18 protein-coding genes and 1 tRNA gene are annotated in these 20,051 nt (G+C 69.6%); 12 read left to right on the top strand and 7 right to left on the bottom strand.

Features of this window, described 5'->3' with window-relative positions:
- Together LC452_RS10575 and LC452_RS10570 are read left to right on the top strand one after the other, a co-directional pair.
- Positions 1–1,011 carry an alpha-ketoacid dehydrogenase subunit beta gene (locus tag LC452_RS10575; RefSeq protein WP_223624968.1) on the top strand — a complete coding sequence of 337 codons (1,011 nt, stop codon included), beginning with the start codon at positions 1–3 and terminating at the stop codon, positions 1,009–1,011.
- On the top strand, positions 1,008–2,390 hold the full coding sequence (locus LC452_RS10570; protein WP_223624966.1) for a dihydrolipoamide acetyltransferase family protein: 1,383 nt from the start codon (positions 1,008–1,010) through the stop codon (positions 2,388–2,390). Before LC452_RS10575 ends, LC452_RS10570 begins: the two co-directional genes overlap by 4 nt.
- On the opposite strand, the gene LC452_RS10565 is transcribed toward LC452_RS10570, so the two are convergent.
- On the bottom strand, positions 2,383–3,006 hold the full coding sequence (locus LC452_RS10565; RefSeq protein WP_223624964.1) for a TetR/AcrR family transcriptional regulator: 624 nt from the start codon (positions 3,004–3,006) through the stop codon (positions 2,383–2,385). The two genes, LC452_RS10570 and LC452_RS10565, sit on opposite strands and share 8 nt — an antisense overlap.
- Positions 3,007–3,118: 112 nt before the next feature.
- Here LC452_RS10565 and LC452_RS10560 point away from each other — a divergent pair, with 112 nt between their 5' ends.
- From LC452_RS10560 to LC452_RS10540, 5 genes are read left to right on the top strand one after another with little or no spacing between them, the layout of a single operon-like run.
- Positions 3,119–4,672, top strand: a complete 1,554-nt coding sequence (locus LC452_RS10560; protein ID WP_223624961.1) for a carboxyl transferase domain-containing protein — start codon at positions 3,119–3,121, stop codon at positions 4,670–4,672.
- Positions 4,673–4,677: 5 nt separating this feature from the next.
- Positions 4,678–6,582: a biotin carboxylase N-terminal domain-containing protein gene (locus LC452_RS10555; RefSeq protein WP_223624958.1), complete on the top strand. Its 1,905-nt coding sequence runs from the start codon at positions 4,678–4,680 to the stop codon at positions 6,580–6,582.
- 2 nt (positions 6,583–6,584) lie between these two features.
- The gene (locus LC452_RS10550) at positions 6,585–7,733 is read left to right on the top strand and encodes an acyl-CoA dehydrogenase family protein (protein WP_308116485.1); all 1,149 of its coding nucleotides are present in this window, start codon (positions 6,585–6,587) and stop codon (positions 7,731–7,733) included.
- A gap of 10 nt (positions 7,734–7,743) precedes the next feature.
- Positions 7,744–8,229: a MaoC family dehydratase gene (locus LC452_RS10545; protein ID WP_223624955.1), complete on the top strand. Its 486-nt coding sequence runs from the start codon at positions 7,744–7,746 to the stop codon at positions 8,227–8,229.
- A complete protein-coding gene (locus tag LC452_RS10540) occupies positions 8,226–9,035 on the top strand; it encodes a CoA ester lyase (protein ID WP_223624952.1) in 810 nt (269 codons plus the stop codon). The genes LC452_RS10545 and LC452_RS10540 overlap by 4 nt, the downstream gene beginning before the upstream one ends.
- Here LC452_RS10540 and LC452_RS10535 read toward each other — a convergent pair.
- From LC452_RS10535 to LC452_RS10525, 3 genes are all read right to left on the bottom strand, one after another.
- Positions 9,028–10,368: an erythromycin esterase family protein gene (locus LC452_RS10535; RefSeq protein WP_223624950.1), complete on the bottom strand. Its 1,341-nt coding sequence runs from the start codon at positions 10,366–10,368 to the stop codon at positions 9,028–9,030. The genes LC452_RS10540 and LC452_RS10535 overlap by 8 nt on opposite strands.
- Before the next feature lie 65 nt (positions 10,369–10,433).
- Positions 10,434–11,021 carry a histidine phosphatase family protein gene (locus LC452_RS10530; RefSeq protein WP_223624948.1) on the bottom strand — a complete coding sequence of 196 codons (588 nt, stop codon included), beginning with the start codon at positions 11,019–11,021 and terminating at the stop codon, positions 10,434–10,436.
- Entirely contained in the window at positions 11,018–11,857 is an 840-nt protein-coding gene (locus LC452_RS10525; protein ID WP_223624946.1) for a Sir2 family NAD-dependent protein deacetylase, read from the bottom strand. The genes LC452_RS10530 and LC452_RS10525 overlap by 4 nt, the downstream gene beginning before the upstream one ends.
- Before the next feature lie 81 nt (positions 11,858–11,938).
- On the opposite strand from LC452_RS10525, the gene LC452_RS10520 reads away from it, so the two are divergent.
- Positions 11,939–12,739, top strand: coding sequence for an RNA methyltransferase (locus tag LC452_RS10520; protein ID WP_223624944.1), 801 nt, complete (start codon positions 11,939–11,941; stop codon positions 12,737–12,739).
- 13 nt (positions 12,740–12,752) lie between these two features.
- Here the strand turns inward: LC452_RS10520 and LC452_RS10515 are convergent, their stop codons facing one another.
- On the bottom strand, positions 12,753–13,580 hold the full coding sequence (locus LC452_RS10515) for an SGNH/GDSL hydrolase family protein (protein WP_223624942.1): 828 nt from the start codon (positions 13,578–13,580) through the stop codon (positions 12,753–12,755).
- Positions 13,581–13,727: 147 nt separating this feature from the next.
- Between LC452_RS10515 and LC452_RS10510 the strand changes: the two genes are divergently transcribed.
- Together LC452_RS10510 and LC452_RS10505 are read left to right on the top strand one after the other, a co-directional pair.
- Positions 13,728–15,470: a DEAD/DEAH box helicase gene (locus tag LC452_RS10510; RefSeq protein WP_223624940.1), complete on the top strand. Its 1,743-nt coding sequence runs from the start codon at positions 13,728–13,730 to the stop codon at positions 15,468–15,470.
- A 158-nt stretch (positions 15,471–15,628) separates the two neighbouring features.
- A complete protein-coding gene (locus tag LC452_RS10505; protein WP_223624938.1) occupies positions 15,629–16,723 on the top strand; it encodes a VIT1/CCC1 family protein in 1,095 nt (364 codons plus the stop codon).
- Between the two features lie 72 nt (positions 16,724–16,795).
- Here the strand turns inward: LC452_RS10505 and LC452_RS10500 are convergent.
- Positions 16,796–16,878, bottom strand: a tRNA-Leu gene (locus LC452_RS10500).
- Positions 16,879–16,989: 111 nt separating this feature from the next.
- Here LC452_RS10500 and LC452_RS10495 point away from each other — a divergent pair.
- Both LC452_RS10495 and LC452_RS10490 read left to right on the top strand, forming a co-directional pair.
- Entirely contained in the window at positions 16,990–18,285 is a 1,296-nt protein-coding gene (locus tag LC452_RS10495) for a M20/M25/M40 family metallo-hydrolase (protein ID WP_223624937.1), read from the top strand.
- A 47-nt stretch (positions 18,286–18,332) separates the two neighbouring features.
- Positions 18,333–19,157: an undecaprenyl-diphosphate phosphatase gene (locus LC452_RS10490; protein ID WP_223624935.1), complete on the top strand. Its 825-nt coding sequence runs from the start codon at positions 18,333–18,335 to the stop codon at positions 19,155–19,157.
- Between the two features lie 6 nt (positions 19,158–19,163).
- Here the strand turns inward: LC452_RS10490 and LC452_RS10485 are convergent, their stop codons facing one another.
- A complete protein-coding gene (locus tag LC452_RS10485; RefSeq protein WP_223627625.1) occupies positions 19,164–20,012 on the bottom strand; it encodes a PAC2 family protein in 849 nt (282 codons plus the stop codon).
- Between the last annotated feature and the right edge of the window lie 39 nt (positions 20,013–20,051).

Raw genomic sequence — 20,051 nt, 5'->3', positions numbered from 1 at the left:
ATGACGGAGATGGCTCTCGGAAAGGCCCTCGGAGCAGGCCTCCGCCAGGCGATGCGCGACGACGACAAGGTCGTGCTGCTCGGCGAGGACATCGGCAAGCTCGGCGGCGTCTTCCGCATCACGGACGGCCTGCTCGACGAGTTCGGCGCCGCTCGCGTGATCGACACCCCTCTCGCGGAGTCCGGCATCGTCGGCATGGCGGTCGGACTCGCGTTCCGTGGCTACCGGCCGGTCGTCGAGATCCAGTTCGACGGTTTCGTGTACCCCGCGTTCGACCAGATCGTGGCGCAGGTCGCGAAGCTGCACTACCGCACGCAGGGGCGCGCGAAGATGCCCATCACGATCCGGATCCCCTGGGCGGGCGGCATCGGTGCGGCCGAGCACCACTCGGAATCGCCCGAAGCCTACTTCGTGCACACGCCCGGCCTGCGCGTGATCGCGGTGTCGAACCCGGAGGACGCGTACCGCAGCCTCCGCCAGGCCATCGCCAGCGACGACCCCGTGATCTTCTTCGAGCCGAAGCGGCTGTACCACCACAAGGGCGAGGTCGACCTCGACGCGCCACTGGCCGATGCGTCGCCGATGGGGCTCGCCCGCGTCGTGCGCACCGGGACGGATGCCACGCTGATCAGCTATGGCGCCATGGTCTCGACCGCGCTGCAGGCGGCGGATGCCGCGGAGGACGAGGGAATCTCACTCGAGGTCATCGACCTGCGCTCGCTCTCGCCCGTCGACTACGACTCGGTCGCGGCATCCGTGCGCAAGACCGGACGCGTCGTCGTCGCCCACGAGGCGTCGCGTGAAGCAGGAGTCGCCGCGGAGGTCATCGCGAGCATCACGGAGCGCTGCTTCGAGTACCTCGAGTCCGCTCCGCTCCGCGTCACCGGGCACGACATCCCGTACCCGCCGGCGAAGCTCGAGAAGTACCACCTGCCCGATCTCGACCGGCTGCTCGACGCCGTGGACCGCGTGCTCGACCGTCCGAACAGCCTGACGGGAGCGGACGCATGAACGCGGAGTTCCGTCTGCCGGACCTCGGTGAAGGACTGACCGAGGCGGAGGTCGTGCAGTGGCTCGTCGCTCCTGGCGACACGGTCGCCCTGAACCAGACGCTCGCCGAGGTCGAGACGGCGAAGGCCATCGTCGAGCTGCCGTCGCCGTACGAGGGGACGGTCGCGACCCTGCACGCCGGAGCCGGCGAGACGGTGGCCGTCGGTGCACCGCTGATCGACTTCGACGTGGAGGGCGAGGAAGAACCGGCACCCCAGAACGATGCGGGGGAGCAGGCCGCGGTCGAGAAAGCGCAGCCGAACCTCGTGGGATACGGCGCCGCACCGACCGCGTCCGGTCGTCCGGCGCGCCGGGCGCGCCGTGTCGGCGCGTCCAGCGTGTCCGCGGACACCGCTGTTCTGGAGGCCGCTCCGCATGATGCGCGGCCCACGGCGAGCACCGACACGGTCGTCGAACGGCCGCGTTCCACCCCGCCGGTCCGCGCGCACGCCAAACGGCTCGGCATCGACCTGGTGCTCGTCGCCGCAGAGGTCGGGGATCGGGTGATCACCCGGAACGACGTCGACGCCTACGCGCAGCGCATCGGGTCCGTCTCCTCGACAGCGGCGGCTTCGGTGCCGGCCGAGGCCGTCGCACCCGCGACTCCGGAGCCCCTGTTCGCTCCGACTAGGTCAGGTGAGCGGGAGACCCGCATCCCGATCCGCGGCGTGCGCAAGCACACGGCGGCGGCGATGGTGCAGAGCGCCTTCACGGCCCCGCACGTGACCGTGTTCCACACCGTCGATGTGACGGCGACGATGGATCTGCTCGCGAGCCTTCGCGAGGACAGGTCGCTCGCCGAGCACCGGATCGGTCCGCTCGCCGTCATCGCGAAGGCCGTCTGCCTCGCGCTCGGTCGCGCGCCGGGCCTCAACTCGCGCTGGGACGAGGCAGCGGGAGAGATCGTCCAGTACAACTTCGTCGACCTGGGCATCGCTGCGGCGACGGATCGGGGCCTCATCGTCCCGAACATCCGCGACGCGGATCAGCTGAGCCTGACCGGGCTCGCCACGGCGCTGAAGTCCCTCGCGGAGACGGCACGATCGGGCAAGACCTCACCGGCAGAACTCGCCGGCGGAACGTTCTCGATCTCCAACATCGGCGTCTTCGGTGTGGATGCGGGAACCCCGATCCTGCCCCCAGGGCAGTCCGGCATCCTGGCGGTCGGCGCTGTGCGCCGTCAGCCGTGGGAGTACCAGGGCGAGATCGCCCTGCGCCAGGTGATGACGCTCAGTCTCTCGTTCGATCACCGACTCGTCGACGGGGCGGAAGGTGCGCGGTTCCTCAAGGACGTCGCCGATGTGCTGCAGGAGCCCGGTCGCGCGATGCTCCTCAGGTAGAGGCGCGCAGCGCGGCATCCGCCATCGCGACGAGGACGCTCGCGGTGGCGGCATGCCGCCGGGCGGCGGCGCGCGTGCTGTGCGGAGTCGAGTTGATCAGACCGAAGCAGGCCTGCACCCGCAACCGGAGTTCGTCGCGACCGGCCTTCGCCGTCTCGTCGGTGGCGTCGCCGAGCTGATGCAGTGGCTCGAGCGTGTCCATCCACAGCTCGATGTACGCGCGCTGCAGTCGGCGCACCTCGGCGCGATCGGTCTCGGAGAGGTGAGCGACATCGCGATCCTGCACCTGGATGACCTCGGCGTTGCCGAGCGCGAAGTCGACGTGGAAGCGGATGAGCGCCTGCATGCGCGCGTCGGGCGTCGAGGCGCCCTCGGAGACCTGCCGGCCGCCGAAGATCAGGTCCTGGCTGACCTTCACCAGGACCGCGCCCAGCAGCGCCTGCTTGCCGGCGAAGTGACGGTAGACGGCGGGACCGGACACCCCGACCGCGGCGCCGATGTCTTCGAGGCTCACGCCCGTGTAGCCGCGCTCGGCGAAGAGACGAGCGGCGGCGTGAAGGATCGCGTCGGAGCGCTCGGCCTTCGCGCGGTCTCGGGCGGTGACCGGGCTTGTCATCTCAGTTAATCCTCGCTAACCTGAATCAACGGGTTAGTGAACACTAACCGAAAATGCATGCACTGCGCCAGCACCTTCGCCGGCGCCGACGTGGGTCGAGGAGGACATCACGATGCCGGCAACCCAGGAGTCGCTCGCCGAGGAGCTGCGGAATCGCCTCGCGACCGCTGCGCGCGGCGGACCCGAGGCGTCGAGAGAGCGCCATCTGGCTCGCGGAAAGCTGCTCCCGCGCGACCGTGTCGCACGACTCCTCGACGAGGGCAGTCCCTTCCTCGAGGTCGCGCCGCTCGCCGCGGACGGACTGTACGGGGGAGAGGCGCCGGGCGCGGGAGTGATCGCCGGGATCGGGCTCGTCCACGGTCGCCACGTGATGGTGGTCTGCAACGACGCCACCGTCAAGGGCGGCACCTACTATCCGATGACGGTGAAGAAGCACCTGCGCGCCCAGGAGATCGCTCTCGAGAACAGACTGCCCTGCCTCTACCTCGTCGATTCGGGCGGAGCCTTCCTGCCGAGGCAGGACGAGGTGTTCCCCGACCGCGAGCACTTCGGGCGCATCTTCTTCAACCAGGCGCGGATGTCGGCGGGGCGCATCCCGCAGCTCGCGGCGGTGCTCGGGTCCTGCACCGCCGGCGGCGCGTATGTGCCCGCCATGAGCGACGAGACCATCATCGTCCGTGGCCAGGGCACGATCTTCCTCGGCGGTCCGCCGCTCGTGAAGGCCGCGATCGGTGAGATCGTGACCGCGGAGGAACTGGGTGGCGGAGAGCTGCACGCCCGTCGCAGCGGCGTCGTGGACCACCTCGCCGAAGACGACGAGCACGCCCTCGAGATCCTCCGCGACATCGTCGCGACGCTCCCGCCGCCGCAGGCACCCGCATGGGAGGTGCTCGACAGCCGTGTCCCGTCCGAGCAGTCGCCCCTGTACGACATCGTGCCGGTCGACGTGAACGCGGCCTACGACGTGCGCGAGGTCATCTCCCGCCTGGTCGACGGCGACAGCTTCCGCGAGTTCAAGGCCGAGTACGGCACGACCCTGGTCACCGGCTTCGCCCGCCTGCACGGACATCCGATCGGGATCGTCGCCAACAACGGCGTGCTGTTCAGCGAATCCGCTCTCAAGGGGGCGCACTTCATCGAGCTGTGCGACCAGCGCGGCATCCCGCTGCTCTTCCTGCAGAACATCACCGGCTTCATGGTCGGATCGGATGCCGAGGCCGGCGGTATCGCGAAGGACGGTGCCAAGATGGTCACCGCCGTCGCGAGCACCCGCGTCCCGAAGCTCACGGTCATCATCGGCGGGTCCTTCGGGGCCGGCAACTACTCCATGTGCGGCCGTGCGTACTCGCCGCGCTTCCTCTGGACGTGGCCGGCCAGCCGGATCTCGGTGATGGGCGGTGCGCAGGCGGCATCCGTCCTCGCGACGGTCAAGGAGGATCAACTCACCGCCCGCGGCGACGACTGGAGCGCCGAGGATCGGGCATCGTTCGAGGCGCCGATCCGCGAGCAGTACGAGCAGCAGGGTGAGCCGTACTACGCGACCGCCCGACTCTGGGACGACGGCATCGTCGACCCGGCTCAGACCCGCGACCTCCTGGGCCTCGCCCTCGACGTCGTCGCCCGCAGTCCGCTGCCCGAACCGCGCTTCGGCGTCTTCCGGATGTGAGTGCCATGTACTACGACACCGTCCTCGTCGCGAACCGCGGGGAGATCGCCCGACGCGTGATCCGGACCCTGCGCGAACTCGGCATCCGCAGCGTCGCCGTGTACAGCGACGCCGACGCCGAAGCGCCCCATGTGCGCGAAGCCGACGACGCCGTGCGCATCGGTCCGGCTCCGGCCGCCGAGTCGTACCTCGACATCGACGCGGTGATCGCCGCCGCGCGCACCTCGGGCGCGCAGGCGATCCATCCCGGCTACGGGTTCCTCTCCGAGAGCGTCGGCCTCGCCGAAGCATGCGCCGAGAGCGGGATCGTGTTCATCGGCCCGTCCGTCGAGGCGCTGCAGATCATGGGTGACAAAGCACGGGCGCGCGATCATGTGATGCGCTACGGCGTGCCCGTGGTGCCCGGGTTCGACGCCCGCGGTCTGTCCGACGCCGAGATCGCGGAAGAAGCGGCGCGCGTCGGGTTCCCCCTGCTGGTCAAGCCGAGCGCGGGTGGCGGAGGGAAGGGCATGGAGGTCGTGTCGGATGCCGCCGGTCTCACCGGCGCGCTGGCGTCGGCGCGTCGGGTCGCAGCTGCGGCCTTCGGCGACGACTCCCTCATCCTCGAGCGCCTGATCCGGCGCCCGCGGCACATCGAGGTGCAGGTCTTCGGTGATGCCCACGGCACCGTCGTCGCGCTGGGCGAACGCGAGTGCACCCTCCAGCGGCGGCACCAGAAGGTGATCGAAGAGGCGCCGTCCGCAGGGATCCCGGAAGAGACGCGCGAACGTCTGCTCGCTGCAGCCGTCCAGGCGGGGGAGAGCGTCGCGTATGTCGGCGCCGGGACCGTGGAGTTCCTGGTCGACGCGGATTCGCCGGAAGACGTCTTCTTCATCGAGATGAACACGCGGCTGCAGGTCGAGCATCCGGTCACCGAGGAGGTGACGGGTCTGGATCTCGTCGCGCTGCAGTTGCGGGCCGCCGCCGGGCTGCCGCTCGACGTCACCCCGACGCTCCGTGGTCACGCCGTCGAAGCGCGCGTATACGCCGAGTCCCCGGAACGCGGGTTCCTCCCCTCGACCGGAACCGTGCTGCTGTTCGACCCGCCCGCGGGCGTGCGCGTGGACGCGGCGATCGAGACCGGCAGCGAGGTGACCGGGTTCTACGACCCCATGATCGCGAAGATCATCGCGTTCGCCGAGGATCGCACGACGGCACTCCAGCGCCTCGACGAGGCGCTGTCGAAGACCATCGTGCTCGGCGTCGACACGAACATCGCGTTCCTGCGCCAGCTGTGCAACGACGCGCGCGTCATCGCCGGCGATCTCGACACCGGCCTCATCGAGACGCTGCTGCCGGTGACCGCGGAAGCGCCTTCGACGGCGATGCTGACGGCTGCCCGGGCCGTCGCACCCCGAGCGGCGGAGCCCGTCCGCACGAGCGCACTCTGGCGGGAGCTCCCAGGCTGGCGCCTCGGCGCGGTGCCCATCGAGCGCGAGACCTTCTCGATGCTCACCGATGACGACCAGATCATCGAGGTGCCGGCAGACGAAGGCGGGGCGACGCGGACGAATGCGCGTGCCGCTGTGGATGCCGATGGTGCGATCTGGGTATCCGAAGACGGCAGGACCGCTCGACTGCGTCCGCTCGACCGGCGTCAGCGGATGCGGCGCCGGCATGCCGCGCACGATCGCGGTGCTGCGGCGACGGAGCCGGAGGCCCGCGCCCCGATGCCGGGGAGCGTCGTCGCCGTGCACGTGGAGGACGGCGCGACCGTCTCCGCAGGCACGCCGCTGATCGCCATCGAGGCGATGAAGATGGAGCACCCCGTGCTCGCGCCGCACGACGGCGTGGTACAGCTGCTGGTCGCCGTGGGCGATCAGGTTCGACGCGACCAGCCGGTCGCGCGTGTGACGACAGAAGAGAGCTGATGATGGAAGACCTGACCGAGGAGGAGCGCGAGCTCGCCGCCATGGTGCGCGAGTTCGCCGAGACCGTCGTCGCGCCGCAGTCGTACGAGGCCGATCGCACGCACACCCTGTCGATGGACGTCGTGGCGCAGATGGGCGACCTGGGCCTGTTCGGACTGCCTTTCCCCGAGGAATACGGCGGTCAGGGCGGCGACTACATGGCGCTCGGCGTCGCGATCGAGGCGCTCGGCCGTGTCGACCAGTCCATCGCGATCACGCTCGAGGCGGGCGTGAGTCTCGGTGCCATGCCGATCTTCCGCTTCGGCACCGAGGAGCAGCGGCAGGAGCTGCTTCCCGACCTCCTCGCGGGCCGCGCTCTCGCGGGATTCGGTCTCACCGAGCCCGAGGCGGGCAGCGATGCCGGTGCGACGCGCACCACCGCGCGGCTCGAAGGCGACGAGTGGGTGATCGACGGCTCCAAGCAGTTCATCACCAACTCCGGCACCCCGATCACGCGGTTCGTGACCGTGACCGCGGTCACCGGCGTCGAGAACGGCCGCAAGGAGATCTCGACGATCATCGTTCCCAACGGCACGCCGGGATTCACCGTCGAGCCGCCCTACGACAAGGTCGGCTGGAACGCATCCGACACGCATCCGCTGAGCTTCCAGGGTGCGCGCGTTCCCGCATCGAACCTGGTGGGAGAGCGCGGACGCGGATTCAAGAACTTCCTCAGCATCCTCGACGAGGGACGCATCGCGATCGCCGCGCTCTCCACGGGTGCGGCGGAAGGGTGCCTGGAAGCCGCGGTGGACTACGCGAAGAGCCGCACGATCTTCGGCAGTGCCCTGAGCTCCCGCCAGAACGCCCAGTTCACCCTGGCGCGCATGCGGGCGCGGGTGCACACGGCGCGACTCGCCTGGCATCACGCGGCACGACTGCGCGATGCCGACAAGCCTTTCGCCGAGGCAGCCGCGATCGCGAAGCTCGTCGCCGGCGAGGCCGCGATGGACAACGCCAGGGACGCGACCCAGATCTTCGGCGGCAACGGCTTCATGAACGAGTTCCCGGTCGCGCGGCACTACCGCGATTCGAAGATCCTCGAGATCGGCGAGGGCACCACCGAGGTGCAGCTCCTGGTGATCGCGCGCGGGCTCGGTCTCGCCGGGTAGCGTGAGCGGCATGGGTACCCAGGACATCATCCAGCGGGGGCTCTACTACGAGGAGTTCGTGGCAGACGCCCGCTATCTCCACCGACCGGGTCGCACCGCGACCGAGGCCGACAACGTGCTGTTCACGACGCTGACCATGAACACGCAGGCGCTGCACCTCGACGCGGCGTTCGCCGATGCGCAGGCGCCGTTCCATGCTCGGCTGATGAACTCGATGTGGACGCTGTCGACCATGGTGGGGTCGTCGGTGGCGCAGCTGACGCAGGGCACGCTCGTGGCGCAGCTCGGTTTCGGCGACATCGCGTTCCCGCATCCGCTGTTCGCCGGCGACACGCTCTACACCGAGAGCGTCATCGTCGAGAAGCGGCTGTCGTCGTCTCGGCCCGGCCAGGGAATCGTGCAGATCGCGCACACCGGCCGCAATCAGGACGGCACGGTCGTCGCCACCGCGACGAGGAGCGTGCTCGTGCACTGTCTTCCGGAGGTCTCCGTATGACCGCGTTCGACCTCGGTCCCGCGTTGCTGTTCTGCCCGGCCGACCGCCCGGAGCGCTTCCGTACGGCGCTGGAGAGGGCAGACGCGGTTATCCTCGACCTCGAGGACGCCGTGCTGCCCGACGCCAAAGCCGCAGCGCGAGTCAACCTCATCGCGGCCGACATCGATCCCGAACGCGTGATCGTGCGGGTGAACACGCCGAGCAGCGAGCACTTCGCTTCAGACCTCGACGCTCTCGAGCAGACGCCGTTCCGCACGGTGATGGTGGCGAAGACCGAGAGCGCCGACGGTCTTTCGGAGTTCGACGACCGGTTCTCGCTCATCGCGTTGTGCGAGACGGCTCGCGGGGTGCACGCGGCGCCCGAGATCGCCGCGCATCCGCTCGTCGTCGCCATGATGTGGGGCGCGGAGGACCTCGTGGCTTCGCTCGGCGGCACCTCTTCCCGCACGACCGGCGGCGCCTACCGCGAGATCGCCCGCTACGCCCGCTCGCGGGTGCTGCTGGAATCCGGCGCGCACGGCAAGGCGGCGATCGACGCCGTGCACATCGACCTCGGCGACCTCGAAGGTCTCGAAGAAGAGGCGACGGATGCCGCGGCGTCCGGCTTCCGCGCCACCGCCTGCATCCACCCGAACCAGGTCGCCGTCATCCGCGCGGCCTATCTGCCGGATGAGGCGACGGTCGAGTGGGCGCGAGCGGTCCTCCACGCTGCGGAGAGCGAACGCGGGGTCTTCCGATTCGATGGGCGGATGGTCGACGAGCCGGTGCTGCGGCACGCGCGGTCGGTGGTGGCCCGGGTCAACTGACGGGTTCCGCCGTCTCCCAGTGCCCGTGGGCGTCGATCCAGGTGTGCCACGGCGACACGCGATCGACATGCAGGATCAGGTCGAAGGACGCGCGGACGTCCGCGACCTCGAGTTCGGTGCCGTTGTGGGTCCCGTGCACGCCGTCGAGCGATGCCGCGACCTCTGCGGGCGCTGATCTCAGGTCGATCAGACGTGTGCCGCGTCCGGCCTCGGCCAGGTGTCGATCCAGGCTGTCCGGGCGAAGGGTGCCGATCTCTGCGGTGAAGGGCGTCGAGTGCCCGGGCGGATCGTCGGGACCCGGGCGGTGGAGCCACGCCTCCCCGCCGCCGAACGTGGTTCCGATCACCGTGTAGTCCGCACCCAGCCGGGCGCTCAGATGCGTCCCGACCGTCGCGAGCGGCTCGGTGACGAACGGCGGGGCCAGATAGGGCGTCTTCCGGACGTGCCCGTTGGCCGCGAACAGGAGGAGTCGTTCCTCGCGCTCGAGAATCCACTCCACCGTGTCGGCCATTGTCGAGTCCCGGATGTTGGCTGCGGGCCAGGTGCGTGTCGGGCCCTCGACCATGGCGGCGAGAAATGCGTCGGCACCGCGCGCGACCTCCGCCGTCCGCACCGCGCGGTCGATGGCATCCGCGGCGAGGCCGTTCGCCCGATAGTCCGTCCGACGCGCACGGATCCGTTCGACGAGTCCGGCTGTCCCGGCGGTGATCGCCTGGCGGCGCGCGTCATCCAGCGCCAGATAGGACTGGATCGCGGGGGCGGCGCGAGCGAGACCCGACCTGTCGGACGGAAGGTGATCGTGAGCATCGATGACGGTCCGACGCACATGCTCGGCGTATTCGGGATCGGCGACGGCGAGGAAGTCGACCGCAGCGGTCACCGCAGGGAGTGCTGATGCGGCGGAGTCGGGAATGTCGACGCCGTAGAAGCGCACGGGGGAGCCGGAGGTGACGCTGCGCTCGCGCATCCACACCGCGAGGTCGAGCGCCTCCTGGCACTTCCCGAAGTGGTACGTGATCCCCTCATCGAGCGCCGGTCGGAGTCCTCCCTCGCCCGCGACGACCCATCGATCGACCCGTTCCGCCTCGGGAAAGCCGCTCTCGATCGCCAGAGCGGTGAACCCGGCGCGTTCGACGAGGAAGCGGAGGAGACGCTGTCTCCACGCCAGGAACTCGTGAGTTCGGTGCATCGACTCGCCCAGTGCCACGACGCGCGACGATCCGATCATGTCGAGCAGAGGTTCGAGCGAGGAGTCGGGGACGTCTTCCGGAGCGGTGTCCGGAAAGGGCGGCGCGGTGCGGTTCAGCCAATCGGCGAGGGCATCGCGGGTCATGCTCTCGACGATATTCCTCCGACGTCGAGGTCACAGTGGTGGTTCGCCGTCAGCGGAGCACCTGCTCAGAGGACCAGGGTCTCCTCGAGCAGTCGCAGCGACCCCGGGGAGGCCTCGAACCGGTGAGCGGAGCCGTTGGCGATGACCTCGCCGTCGCGGGGGAGCGTGCCGCCCGAGACCAGGTCGATCACCGAGCGGATCACACCGCCATGCGCGACCACGATCACGGACTCGGCGCGAGGTGCCGTCCGGCGTCGTGAATCGCGGGCGATCGCATGCAGTGCCGCGATGGCCCGCACGCCCACATCGTGGAGGGACTCGGCGCCGGGAACCTCGGCATGCCAGTCGCCGTACGTCGAGATGTAGTCGGAGACCAGCATCCCCTCACCCTCGCCGAACTCGCGCTCACGCACGTCGGGTACGACCCCGGCGAGTTCCAGCCCGAGATCGGCGGCGATGATCTCGGCAGTCTCCTTCGCCCGGAGCAGCGGGCTCGAGTAGATCGCGTCGTGCGGCGTCTCCGCGAGATGCGTGGCCGCCCGATGAGCGTCGGCCCGGCCCTTCTCGTTCAGCGGGATGTCGGTGGAGCCCTGGATGCGACGGGCGAGGTTCCAGTCGGTCTGTCCGTGGCGGATGAGGGTGATGAAGGTCACGAGAGGAGTTCCTGAAGGGCGGGCAGCACGTCGCTCGTGCCGGCGGAGATCGTGAGATCGGCCCAGGCGTCGGCGCGGGTCGGCTCACGGTTGACGATGATCAGCGGGATGCTGCGACGACGGGCGCGCTCGACGAGACGGACTCCCGAGTTCACCACGAGCGAGGAGCCGGCGACGATGAGTGCCGAGCTGGAGCGCAGCAGCGACTCCGCGGCACGGAAGCGATCCTGCGGCACGTACTCGCCGAAGAACACGACGTCGGGCTTCAGCATCCCGCCGCACACCGTGCAGGTCGGGATGAGGAAACCCTCGGTGCTCTCCGGCAGCACATCGCCGTCGGGATTGAGCGCCACATTCTCGGGCACGGTGATCCAGGGGTTGAGCTCCTCGATCTGCACCGCGACGTCGCGGCGGTCGAACACCTGGCCGCAGTGCAGACAGAGGACGCGACGCATCGTGCCGTGCACCTCGATGACGTGCGAGCTGCCCGCGCGGAGGTGCAGGCCGTCCACGTTCTGTGTGATGACGCCCGAGACCGCACCGGCGGCCTCCATCTCGGCCAGGGCGACGTGGCCGGGATTGGGGTCGGCTCGCGCGAACGCGCGCCATCCCAGGTGTCCGCCGACCCAATAGCGACGCCGGGCGGCCTCGTCGCCGAGGTAGGTCTGGATCGTCATCGGATCGCTGCGGGTCCTGGCGCCCTCACCGCGATACGCGGGGATGCCGGAATCGGTCGAGATTCCCGCGCCGGTCAGGAGCGCGATCCGCCTGCCACGAAGCAGCCCTGCCGCCTGGGCGAGGGTGGCCGACAGCTCGGCAGTGCTCGATGCGCTCACAGGACCTCCCCGAGCGAGTCTACGACGTGCCGCGGGGGTGGGTCGTGCCGGGCGTCGCCCGCCGGGTGGCAGAGTGGCTTCGTGGAACTCTTCTCCGTGGCCGACGCCGCAGACCCCCGGCTGGACGACTATCGCGGACTCACCGACACCGCTCTGCGCACGGTGAGCGATCCGACGGGTGGCCTGTACATCGCCGAGTCGACGAAGGTGATCGCCCGTGCGGTCGCCGCCGGTCACCGTCCGCGCTCCGTGCTGCTGCAGCAGAAGCGGGTCGAAGAGATCCGCGGGATCCTCGGCGATCTCGACGTGCCGGTCTACGTCGTCCCCGACGAGGTCGCCGAGGCCGTGACGGGCTTCGCCGTGCACCGCGGAACGATCGCGTCGATGCACCGGCCTGAGCTGCCGACGGTTCGCGAGGTGCTCGAGGGCGCCCGTGTCGTTCTGATCCTCGAGAACATCGGCGATCACACGAACGTGGGCGCCGCCTTCCGTGCAGCGGCCGGCCTCGGTGCCGACGCCGTGCTGGTCTCGCCCGGCGGAGCCGACCCGCTGTACCGCCGCAGCGTGCGCGTGAGCATGGGCACCGTGTTCCAGGTGCCGTGGACGCGGATCACGGACTGGGACGCCGCCGTGGCCGACCTTCACACCGCAGACTTCGACATCGCGGCGCTCGCGTTGCGCGACGATGCCGTGACGCTCGACGCCTATGTCGCCGACCGCCCGGAACGGGTCGCGCTCGTGATGGGCTCGGAAGGCGACGGGCTGTCCCGCACCGCGCTCGAGGGCGCCGATCACGTGGTCACGATCCCGATGAGCGGGGGAGTGGACTCGCTCAACGTGGCGTCGGCCGCCGCCGTCGCGCTCTGGGCGCTGCAGCGCTGAGGACCGACCGGGTTCAGTCCTGCTCGAGCCGGATCATCCGGGAGGGCTCCGGTCGCTTCGCGACGACGTGATCACCGGAGGACTGGTGCCGCAGCCGGCGCAGAACCCAGGGGACGAAGTGCTCGCGCGCCCACCCGAGGTCCTCGGATCGTGCCTCGCGCCAGGTCCGCAGCGGGATCGGTTCGGGCTGCATCGCCTCCAGGTCGTTCGGCACGTTCAGGGCGCGCAGCACCATGCGGGCGACCTCGTGGTGGCCGAGCGTGTTGTAGTGCAGCCGGTCGGCGTCGAAGAAGCGCGTGTCCTGCACGACCTTCAACGCCCACTGATCGGCGACGATGCAGTCGTGCCGGTCGGCGATCGCGCGCACGTTCTCGTTGTAGATGGCGACCTTGCCGCGGAAGGCACGGAACACCGGGGTGAAGCCGGTGTCGATGCCCGTGAAGAGGATCACGGTCGCGCCGGTGGACGCCAGCCGTGCGACGGCATCCTCCAGCTGCACGGCGATCGCATCCGGATCGGTTCCCGGTCGGATCACGTCGTTGCCGCCCGCGCAGATCGACACCAGATCCGGTCGCAGCGCCACGGCAGGCTCGACCTGGTCGGCGACGATCTGCGCGATCAGCTTCCCCCGCACCGCGAGGTTCGCGTAGGCGAAGTCGTCGACCTGCTCGCCGAGCACTTCGGCGACGCGGTCGGCCCACCCTCGGTGATTGCCCGGGACCGCCGGATCGGGGTCGCCGATGCCCTCGGTGAAGGAGTCTCCGATCGCGACGAATCGTCGCCACGGGTGCACGTTCTCGTTGTCGGGGTCGGGGGTCCGGGTCGAATCCTGGTCTGTCATCCAGCTCTCCTTCGCGAACAGATGCACGCGGCGGTGGCCGCAGCGCAAGGACTGAGCCTACCCGCGCATGGCGTCTCGCGGGAGGTCTGCGTGGCGCGTCGGCGCGAGTGCGCTGCGGTGTCCGTGGGAGCGATTATCGTTGACTCGATGCTCTCTCCCTCCTTCCCTCAGCGCGCCCCCTGGGGGACGGCGAGCAAGCTGCGGGCATGGCAGCACGAGGCCCTCGAGGCCTACTTCGAGGCCGACCAGCGGGACTTCCTCGTCGCCGCGACGCCGGGCGCAGGCAAGACGACTTTCGCGCTGACGCTCGCGGTCGAGCTGATGCGCATGGGCGAGGTCAACCGCATCATCGTGGTCGCTCCGACAGAGCACCTCAAGACGCAGTGGGCCGATGCGGCGGCACGCGTGCACATCCGCCTCGATCCGCGTTTCCGCAACAGCCATTGGGCGCCGGCGCGCCACTATCACGGCGCCGTCGTCACGTATGCGCAGGTCGCGGCGAAGTCGTCCGTGCATCGGCACCTGACCGAAGACGCGAAGACCCTCGTGATCCTCGACGAGGTGCACCACGGCGGCGACGCCCTGAGCTGGGGCGATGCGATCCGCGACGCCTACGGGCCGGCCACGCGGCGGCTGCTGCTGTCCGGTACCCCGTTCCGCAGCGACACTGCACCGATCCCGTTCGTCGAATACCACCCCGACGAATCCGGGGCGCGGATCTCGCGCACCGACTACAACTACGGATACGGCCGGGCCCTCGCCGACGGCGTCGTGCGTCCGGTGCTGTTCCACATGTACGCCGGCAAGATGCGCTGGCGCACGACCTCGGGCGATGAGCTCGAGACCCACCTCGGCCAGGACAACACGAAGGATGTCACGTCCCAGGCCTGGCGCACGGCGCTCGACCCGGAGGGCGAGTGGATGCCGGCGGTGCTGTCGGCCGCCGACCGTCGCCTCACCGAGATCCGTCATCATGTGCCGGATGCCGGTGGGCTCGTGCTCGCGAACGATCAGACGGTCGCGCGCGCCTACGCGAAGATCCTGCACAGCATCACCGGGCAGCAGCCCACGATCGTGCTCTCCGACGATGCCACCGCATCGGAGCGCATCGAGAAGTTCAGCGCCGGCGAGCAGCGCTGGATGGTGGCGGTGCGGATGGTGTCCGAGGGTGTGGACGTGCCACGCCTCGCCGTGGGCGTGTACGCCACCTCGTCGTCGACGCCGCTGTTCTTCGCGCAGGCCATCGGCCGGTTCGTGCGGGCCCGACGCCGCGGTGAAGCCGCCAGCGTGTTCCTGCCGCAGGTTCCTGTGCTCATGGGCCTCGCGAACGAGATGGACAAGGAGCGGGATCACGCGCTCGACCGCCACTCGAACGATGAAGACGGCCTCGACGACTCTCTGCTCGAGAGCGCGAACCGTGAGGATGAAGCCTCCGACGCGCTCGAGCAGGAATTCAGCTACCAGGCGCTCTCGTCTGTCGCCCACTTCGACCGCGTGGTGTTCGAGGGGCAGGAGTTCGGGCAGCTCGCCGAGCCCGGCACACCGGAAGAGGAGGAGTTCATCGGGTTCCCGGGACTCCTCGAGCCCGAGCACGTGCATGAGCTGCTCATGCAGCGTCAGACCCGGCAGTCCCGCCTCCGAGAGGCACGCGAGGCTGCCGCGGGGCCGACCGAGACGACCACGCTGCCCGCGCCCCTCCACCGCACGCTCAAGGAGCAGCGTCAGCTGCTGAACAGCCTCGTGGGCCTCTACGCCCGGCAGAAGGGCGAGCCTCACGGCGCGGTGCACGCCGAGCTGCGACGCATCTGCGGAGGACCGGCGGTCGCGCAGGCCACCGTGACGCAGCTGCAGTCGCGCATCGACGTGCTGCGCAAGCGCGTCCGCTCCTGATCACCGGTCCCTGAGCACGTCGAACGGTCCCGTCCCGACCGCGGCGTTCGGATCCCCGAAATGCTGGCAATCGTCGCCTGAGCGCGGTTCTCGTGCGGCTCCGCGGCTAGCGTGGAACGGTTGCCCGCGGACCGGGCTCCGCGACATCTGGAGGATCCATGACAGCGCCTGCCGCCACCGAACCGACACCCGCTGACCGCCGCCGCTGGGCGCGCTATCTCGTGGAGGAGCGCGCCGAGGGGATGGTTTACCAGAAGCTCGCCGCTCGACGTGGGGGAGAAGAGCAGGAGATCCTGTTGCGCCTCGCGGACGCGGAGCGGCGCCACGAGCAGCACTGGCTCGACCTGCTGGGCGGTGAGCCCAAGCGCCTGCCGCGTGCCGGCATCCGCTCCCGCCTGCTCGGCTGGATGGCCGGGCGCTTCGGCTCGATCTTCGTGCTCGCGCTCGCGCAGAGCGCGGAGGCGCGCTCGCCCTACGATTCCGAGCAGTACGCCACTCCCGCGATGCGCGCCGACGAGAAGATCCACTACGAGGTGGTGCGCGGGCTCGCCGCCCGAGGCCGGCGACGACTGTCGGGGTCGTTCCGCGCCGCCGTCTTCGGCGCCAATGACGGCCTGGTGAGCAACCTGGCCCTCGTGCTGGGCATCGGCGCGACCGGAGTGAGCTCCGGGTTCGTGCTGTTCAGCGGCATCGCCGGTCTGCTCGCCGGCGCTCTCTCGATGGGCGCGGGGGAGTTCGTCTCGGTGCGCTCCCAGCGCGAGCTGCTGGCGGCGACCGAGGCGAATGAGGATGCGGCGGATGCGGCAGGCGACCTCGACATCGATGAGAACGAGCTCGCCCTCGTCTACCGCGCGCGTGGCATGGCGCAGGAAGAGGCCCTCACGCGCGCCCACCGCATCGTCGAGGCCGCCAAGGCCGGTGCGCGTCGTGCCGCGACCGGACCCGTGAACGTGCAGGGCGGCGACCACGACATCGTCGGCAGCGACTGGACGGCCGCGATCTCGAGCTTCCTCCTCTTCGCCTCCGGCGCGATCGTGCCGGTTCTCCCGTGGATCTTCGGACTCCAGGGCATCGCCGCCGTGGTGCTCGCTCTCGTGCTGGTCGGCATCGCCCTGCTGAGCACGGGCGCGATGGTCGGCGTGCTCTCCGGTGGCCCGCCGCTCCGCCGCGCACTGCGCCAGCTGGCGATCGGCTTCGGCGCGGCCGCGGTGACATACGTGCTCGGGCTCCTGTTCGGTGTCGGCGTGGCCTGATGCCCTGCGGGCACGCGCTCGAACGACGAAGAAGGCCCCTGATCCGGAGATCAGGGGCCTTCTTGTTTCCTGTGCGCGGAGGGGGACTTGAACCCCCACGCCCTTACGGGCACTACGACCTCAACGTAGCGCGTCTACCATTCCGCCACCCGCGCAGGTGTTGGATGATCGTTGCCGACCGAAGAATGAGATTAGCACGTAATCCAGCGCGCTTCGAACCGAGCGCGACGCCCGGGCGTGGCTCGCCGCTTCGGTAGCCTGGAGGCATGACCGATCCCTCCCTGCCCGAGGTCGTCCGCATCGCGAGCGACCTGATCCGGTTCGACACGTCGAACTTCGGCGGCGGCAACGCCAAGGGCGAGCGGGAGGCTGCGGAGTACGTCGGCGCCTACCTCGAGGGCCTCGGACTCGAGGTCGAGTACTACGAGCCGATCCCACGTCGCACGAACGTGATGGCGCGAGTGCGGGGTCGTGACAGCAGCAAGCCCGCCGTCGTCGTGCACGGCCATCTGGACGTCGTCCCGGCCATGGCGGAGGACTGGAGCGTCGACCCGTTCGCCGGCCTCGTGCAGGACGGCATGCTGTGGGGCCGCGGTGCCGTCGACATGAAGAACATGAACGCGATGATCCTGACGGCCGTCGCCGACATCCTGCGCGCGGGGGAGCAACCCGAGCGCGACCTGGTCCTGGCGTTCTTCGCCGACGAGGAGAACGGTGGCGTGGAGGGTTCCGCGCTGGTCGTGCAGAACCACCCGGAGTGGTTCGAGGGCGCCACGGCCGCCATCAGCGAGGTCGGCGGCTACTCCATCACCGTCGACGACCGGCGCGCGTACCTGCTGCAGGTGGGCGAGAAGGCCCTGATCTGGATCCGCCTGGTGGCGAAGGGGCGCGCGGGTCACGGCAGCCGTCTGCACGACGACAACGCCGTGACGAAGCTCGCCGAGGCGGTCGCCGCCATCGGACGCACGCGTTGGCCGATCCGGCTGACGCCCACCACCGAGGCTCTCCTCGAAGGTCTCAGCAGCCTGACCGGCCGGAGCGCGGACGACCCCGATGCTCTCGCCGCCGCCGCGGGGCCGGCCGAGGCGTTCCTGCGTTCCTCGTTCCGCACCACGACCAACCCGACCGCGCTGGCCGCCGGCTACAAGCACAACGTCATCCCGGAGCGCGCCGAAGCACTGATCGATGTGCGCGTCATCCCGGGCACCGAGGACGACGTGCTCGCCGAACTCCAGCAGATCGTCGGCGACGACATCGCGATCGAGACGGTCGTGCGCGACATCGGCATGGAGACGCCGTTCGAAGGAGAGCTCGTCGAGGCCATGGTCGCGAGCATCGGCCGCCATGACCCGGGCGTCCCTGTCATCCCGTACCTGCTGGGCGCCGGCACCGATAACAAGGCGCTCGCCTTCCTCGGTATCACCGGCTACGGCTTCGCACCTCTGAAGCTGCCTGCCGACCTCGACTTCACAGGCATGTTCCACGGAGTCGACGAGCGCGTGCCCGTAGAATCGCTTGTCTTCGGCCAGCGGGTGCTGGCCGATCTGCTGCGCACCTACTGACCGCAGCCCGCCCGCCTCCGTGCCCTCATCTCACCAGAAGGCCCTCCATGCACCTGCTCGAAGCCCTCATCCTCGGCATCGTCCAGGGACTCACCGAGTTCCTGCCCATCTCCTCGAGCGCACACCTGCGCATCATCGGCACGTTCCTCCCGTCGGGCGAGGATCCGGGAGCGGCCTTCACGGCGATCACGCAGATCGGTACCGAGGCCGCTGTGGTGGTCTTCTTCTGGCGTGACATCGTGCGCATCATCTCGCAGTGGTTCCGGTCGCTCGCCGGCCGTGTGCCGCGCAGCGATCCGGACGCCCGGATGGGCTGGATGATCATCATCGGCAGCGTCCCGATCGTGCTGCTCGGGCTGTTCTTCCAGGACCAGATCGAGACCGTGTTCCGGTCGCTCTGGATCGTCGCGGTGATGCTCATCGTCTTCGGCATCCTGCTCGGCATCGCCGACCACGTGGGTGCGAAGCGCCGCAAGCTCGGCGACCTCACCTACCCGCACGGCATCGCGTTCGGTTTCGCCCAGGCGCTCGCGCTCATCCCCGGCGTGTCCCGCTCCGGCGGCACCATCACGATGGGGCTCTTCCTCGGCTACGAGCGCGCCGCCGCAGCCCGCTACGCCTTCCTGCTGGCCATCCCCGCGGTCTTCGGCAGCGGCTTCTACCAGGTGTTCAAGAGCTGGGGAGAGCCCTCGTTCTTCTCCTTCGGCGACACACTGGCGGCGACGGGCATCGCGTTCGTCGTGGCGCTCGGAGTCATCGCGTTCTTCATGAACTTCATCTCGAAGCGCAGCTTCCTGCCGTTCGTGATCTACCGGATCCTGCTCGGCACGGCGCTGCTGATCCTGCTCGGCACGGGCGTCATCGCCGCCTGAGCCGCGTCAGCGCTTGTGGTCGCCGGGTGCGTCGCCCCGGCGTCGCAGGTAGCGTTCGAACGCCTGCGCGATCGCGTCTCCTGACGCCTCGGGGGAGTCCCACGTGTCGCGGGTGCGCTCGAGCTGGCGGATGTACTCCGCCATGTCCTCGTCTTCGGATGCCGCGGCGTCGATCGACGCCTCCCATGCGGCCGCCTCGGTGCGCAGGTGGCTGCGGTCGACATCCACACCGGTGAGCTCCTCGAGGCGATCGAGGAGAGCGAGCGTGACCTTGGGGGAGGGCGTCGCGGAAGCGACGTAGTGCGGCACGCTCGCCCAGAGACCGGCGGTCGGGATGCCGGCGCTCTCGGCGAAGTGCTCGAACACGCTGAGGATGCCGACCGGCCCCTCGTACAGCGACCGTTCCAGTCCGTGCGCCTCGCGCACCTGCTCGTTCTGACTCGACGCGAAGATCGAGATGGGTCGGGTGTGCGGCACATCGGCCAGCATGGCGCCCATCGTGACGAGCCCGGTGATGTCATCGCGCAGCGCGATGTCGATGAACTCCGAGGCGAACGACTGCCAGGTGCGGGCGGGCTCCACGCCGGTGAGCAGCCAGAACTCCGGGCCGGGACCGGGATCGCGCGGACGCCAGAGGCCTGCCTCCGGCCACTTGAGCTGACGCCGGCCCTCGGCGTCCATCTGCGTCGACGGGCGCGTGTACTGGTAGTCGAAGTACAGCTCGGGATCGACGGAGTGCACGAGGTCGTACTCGGACGATGAACGCAGCGCCTCGACGGCGCCACTGGCTGCTTCGCCTGCGTCGTTCCAGCCGTCGAAGGCGGCGATGACGATGCGTGAACCGAGAACATCCATCATGGGCTCCCTTCGAGATCGAGGACGTGTCCCTCCAGG

It is taken from the genome of Microbacterium sp. EST19A (genome assembly GCF_019969685.1).
GTDB lineage: Bacteria > Actinomycetota > Actinomycetes > Actinomycetales > Microbacteriaceae > Microbacterium.
Note: the sequence above shows the minus strand (reverse complement) of the source record. Positions and strands in the feature narration are given on the sequence as shown.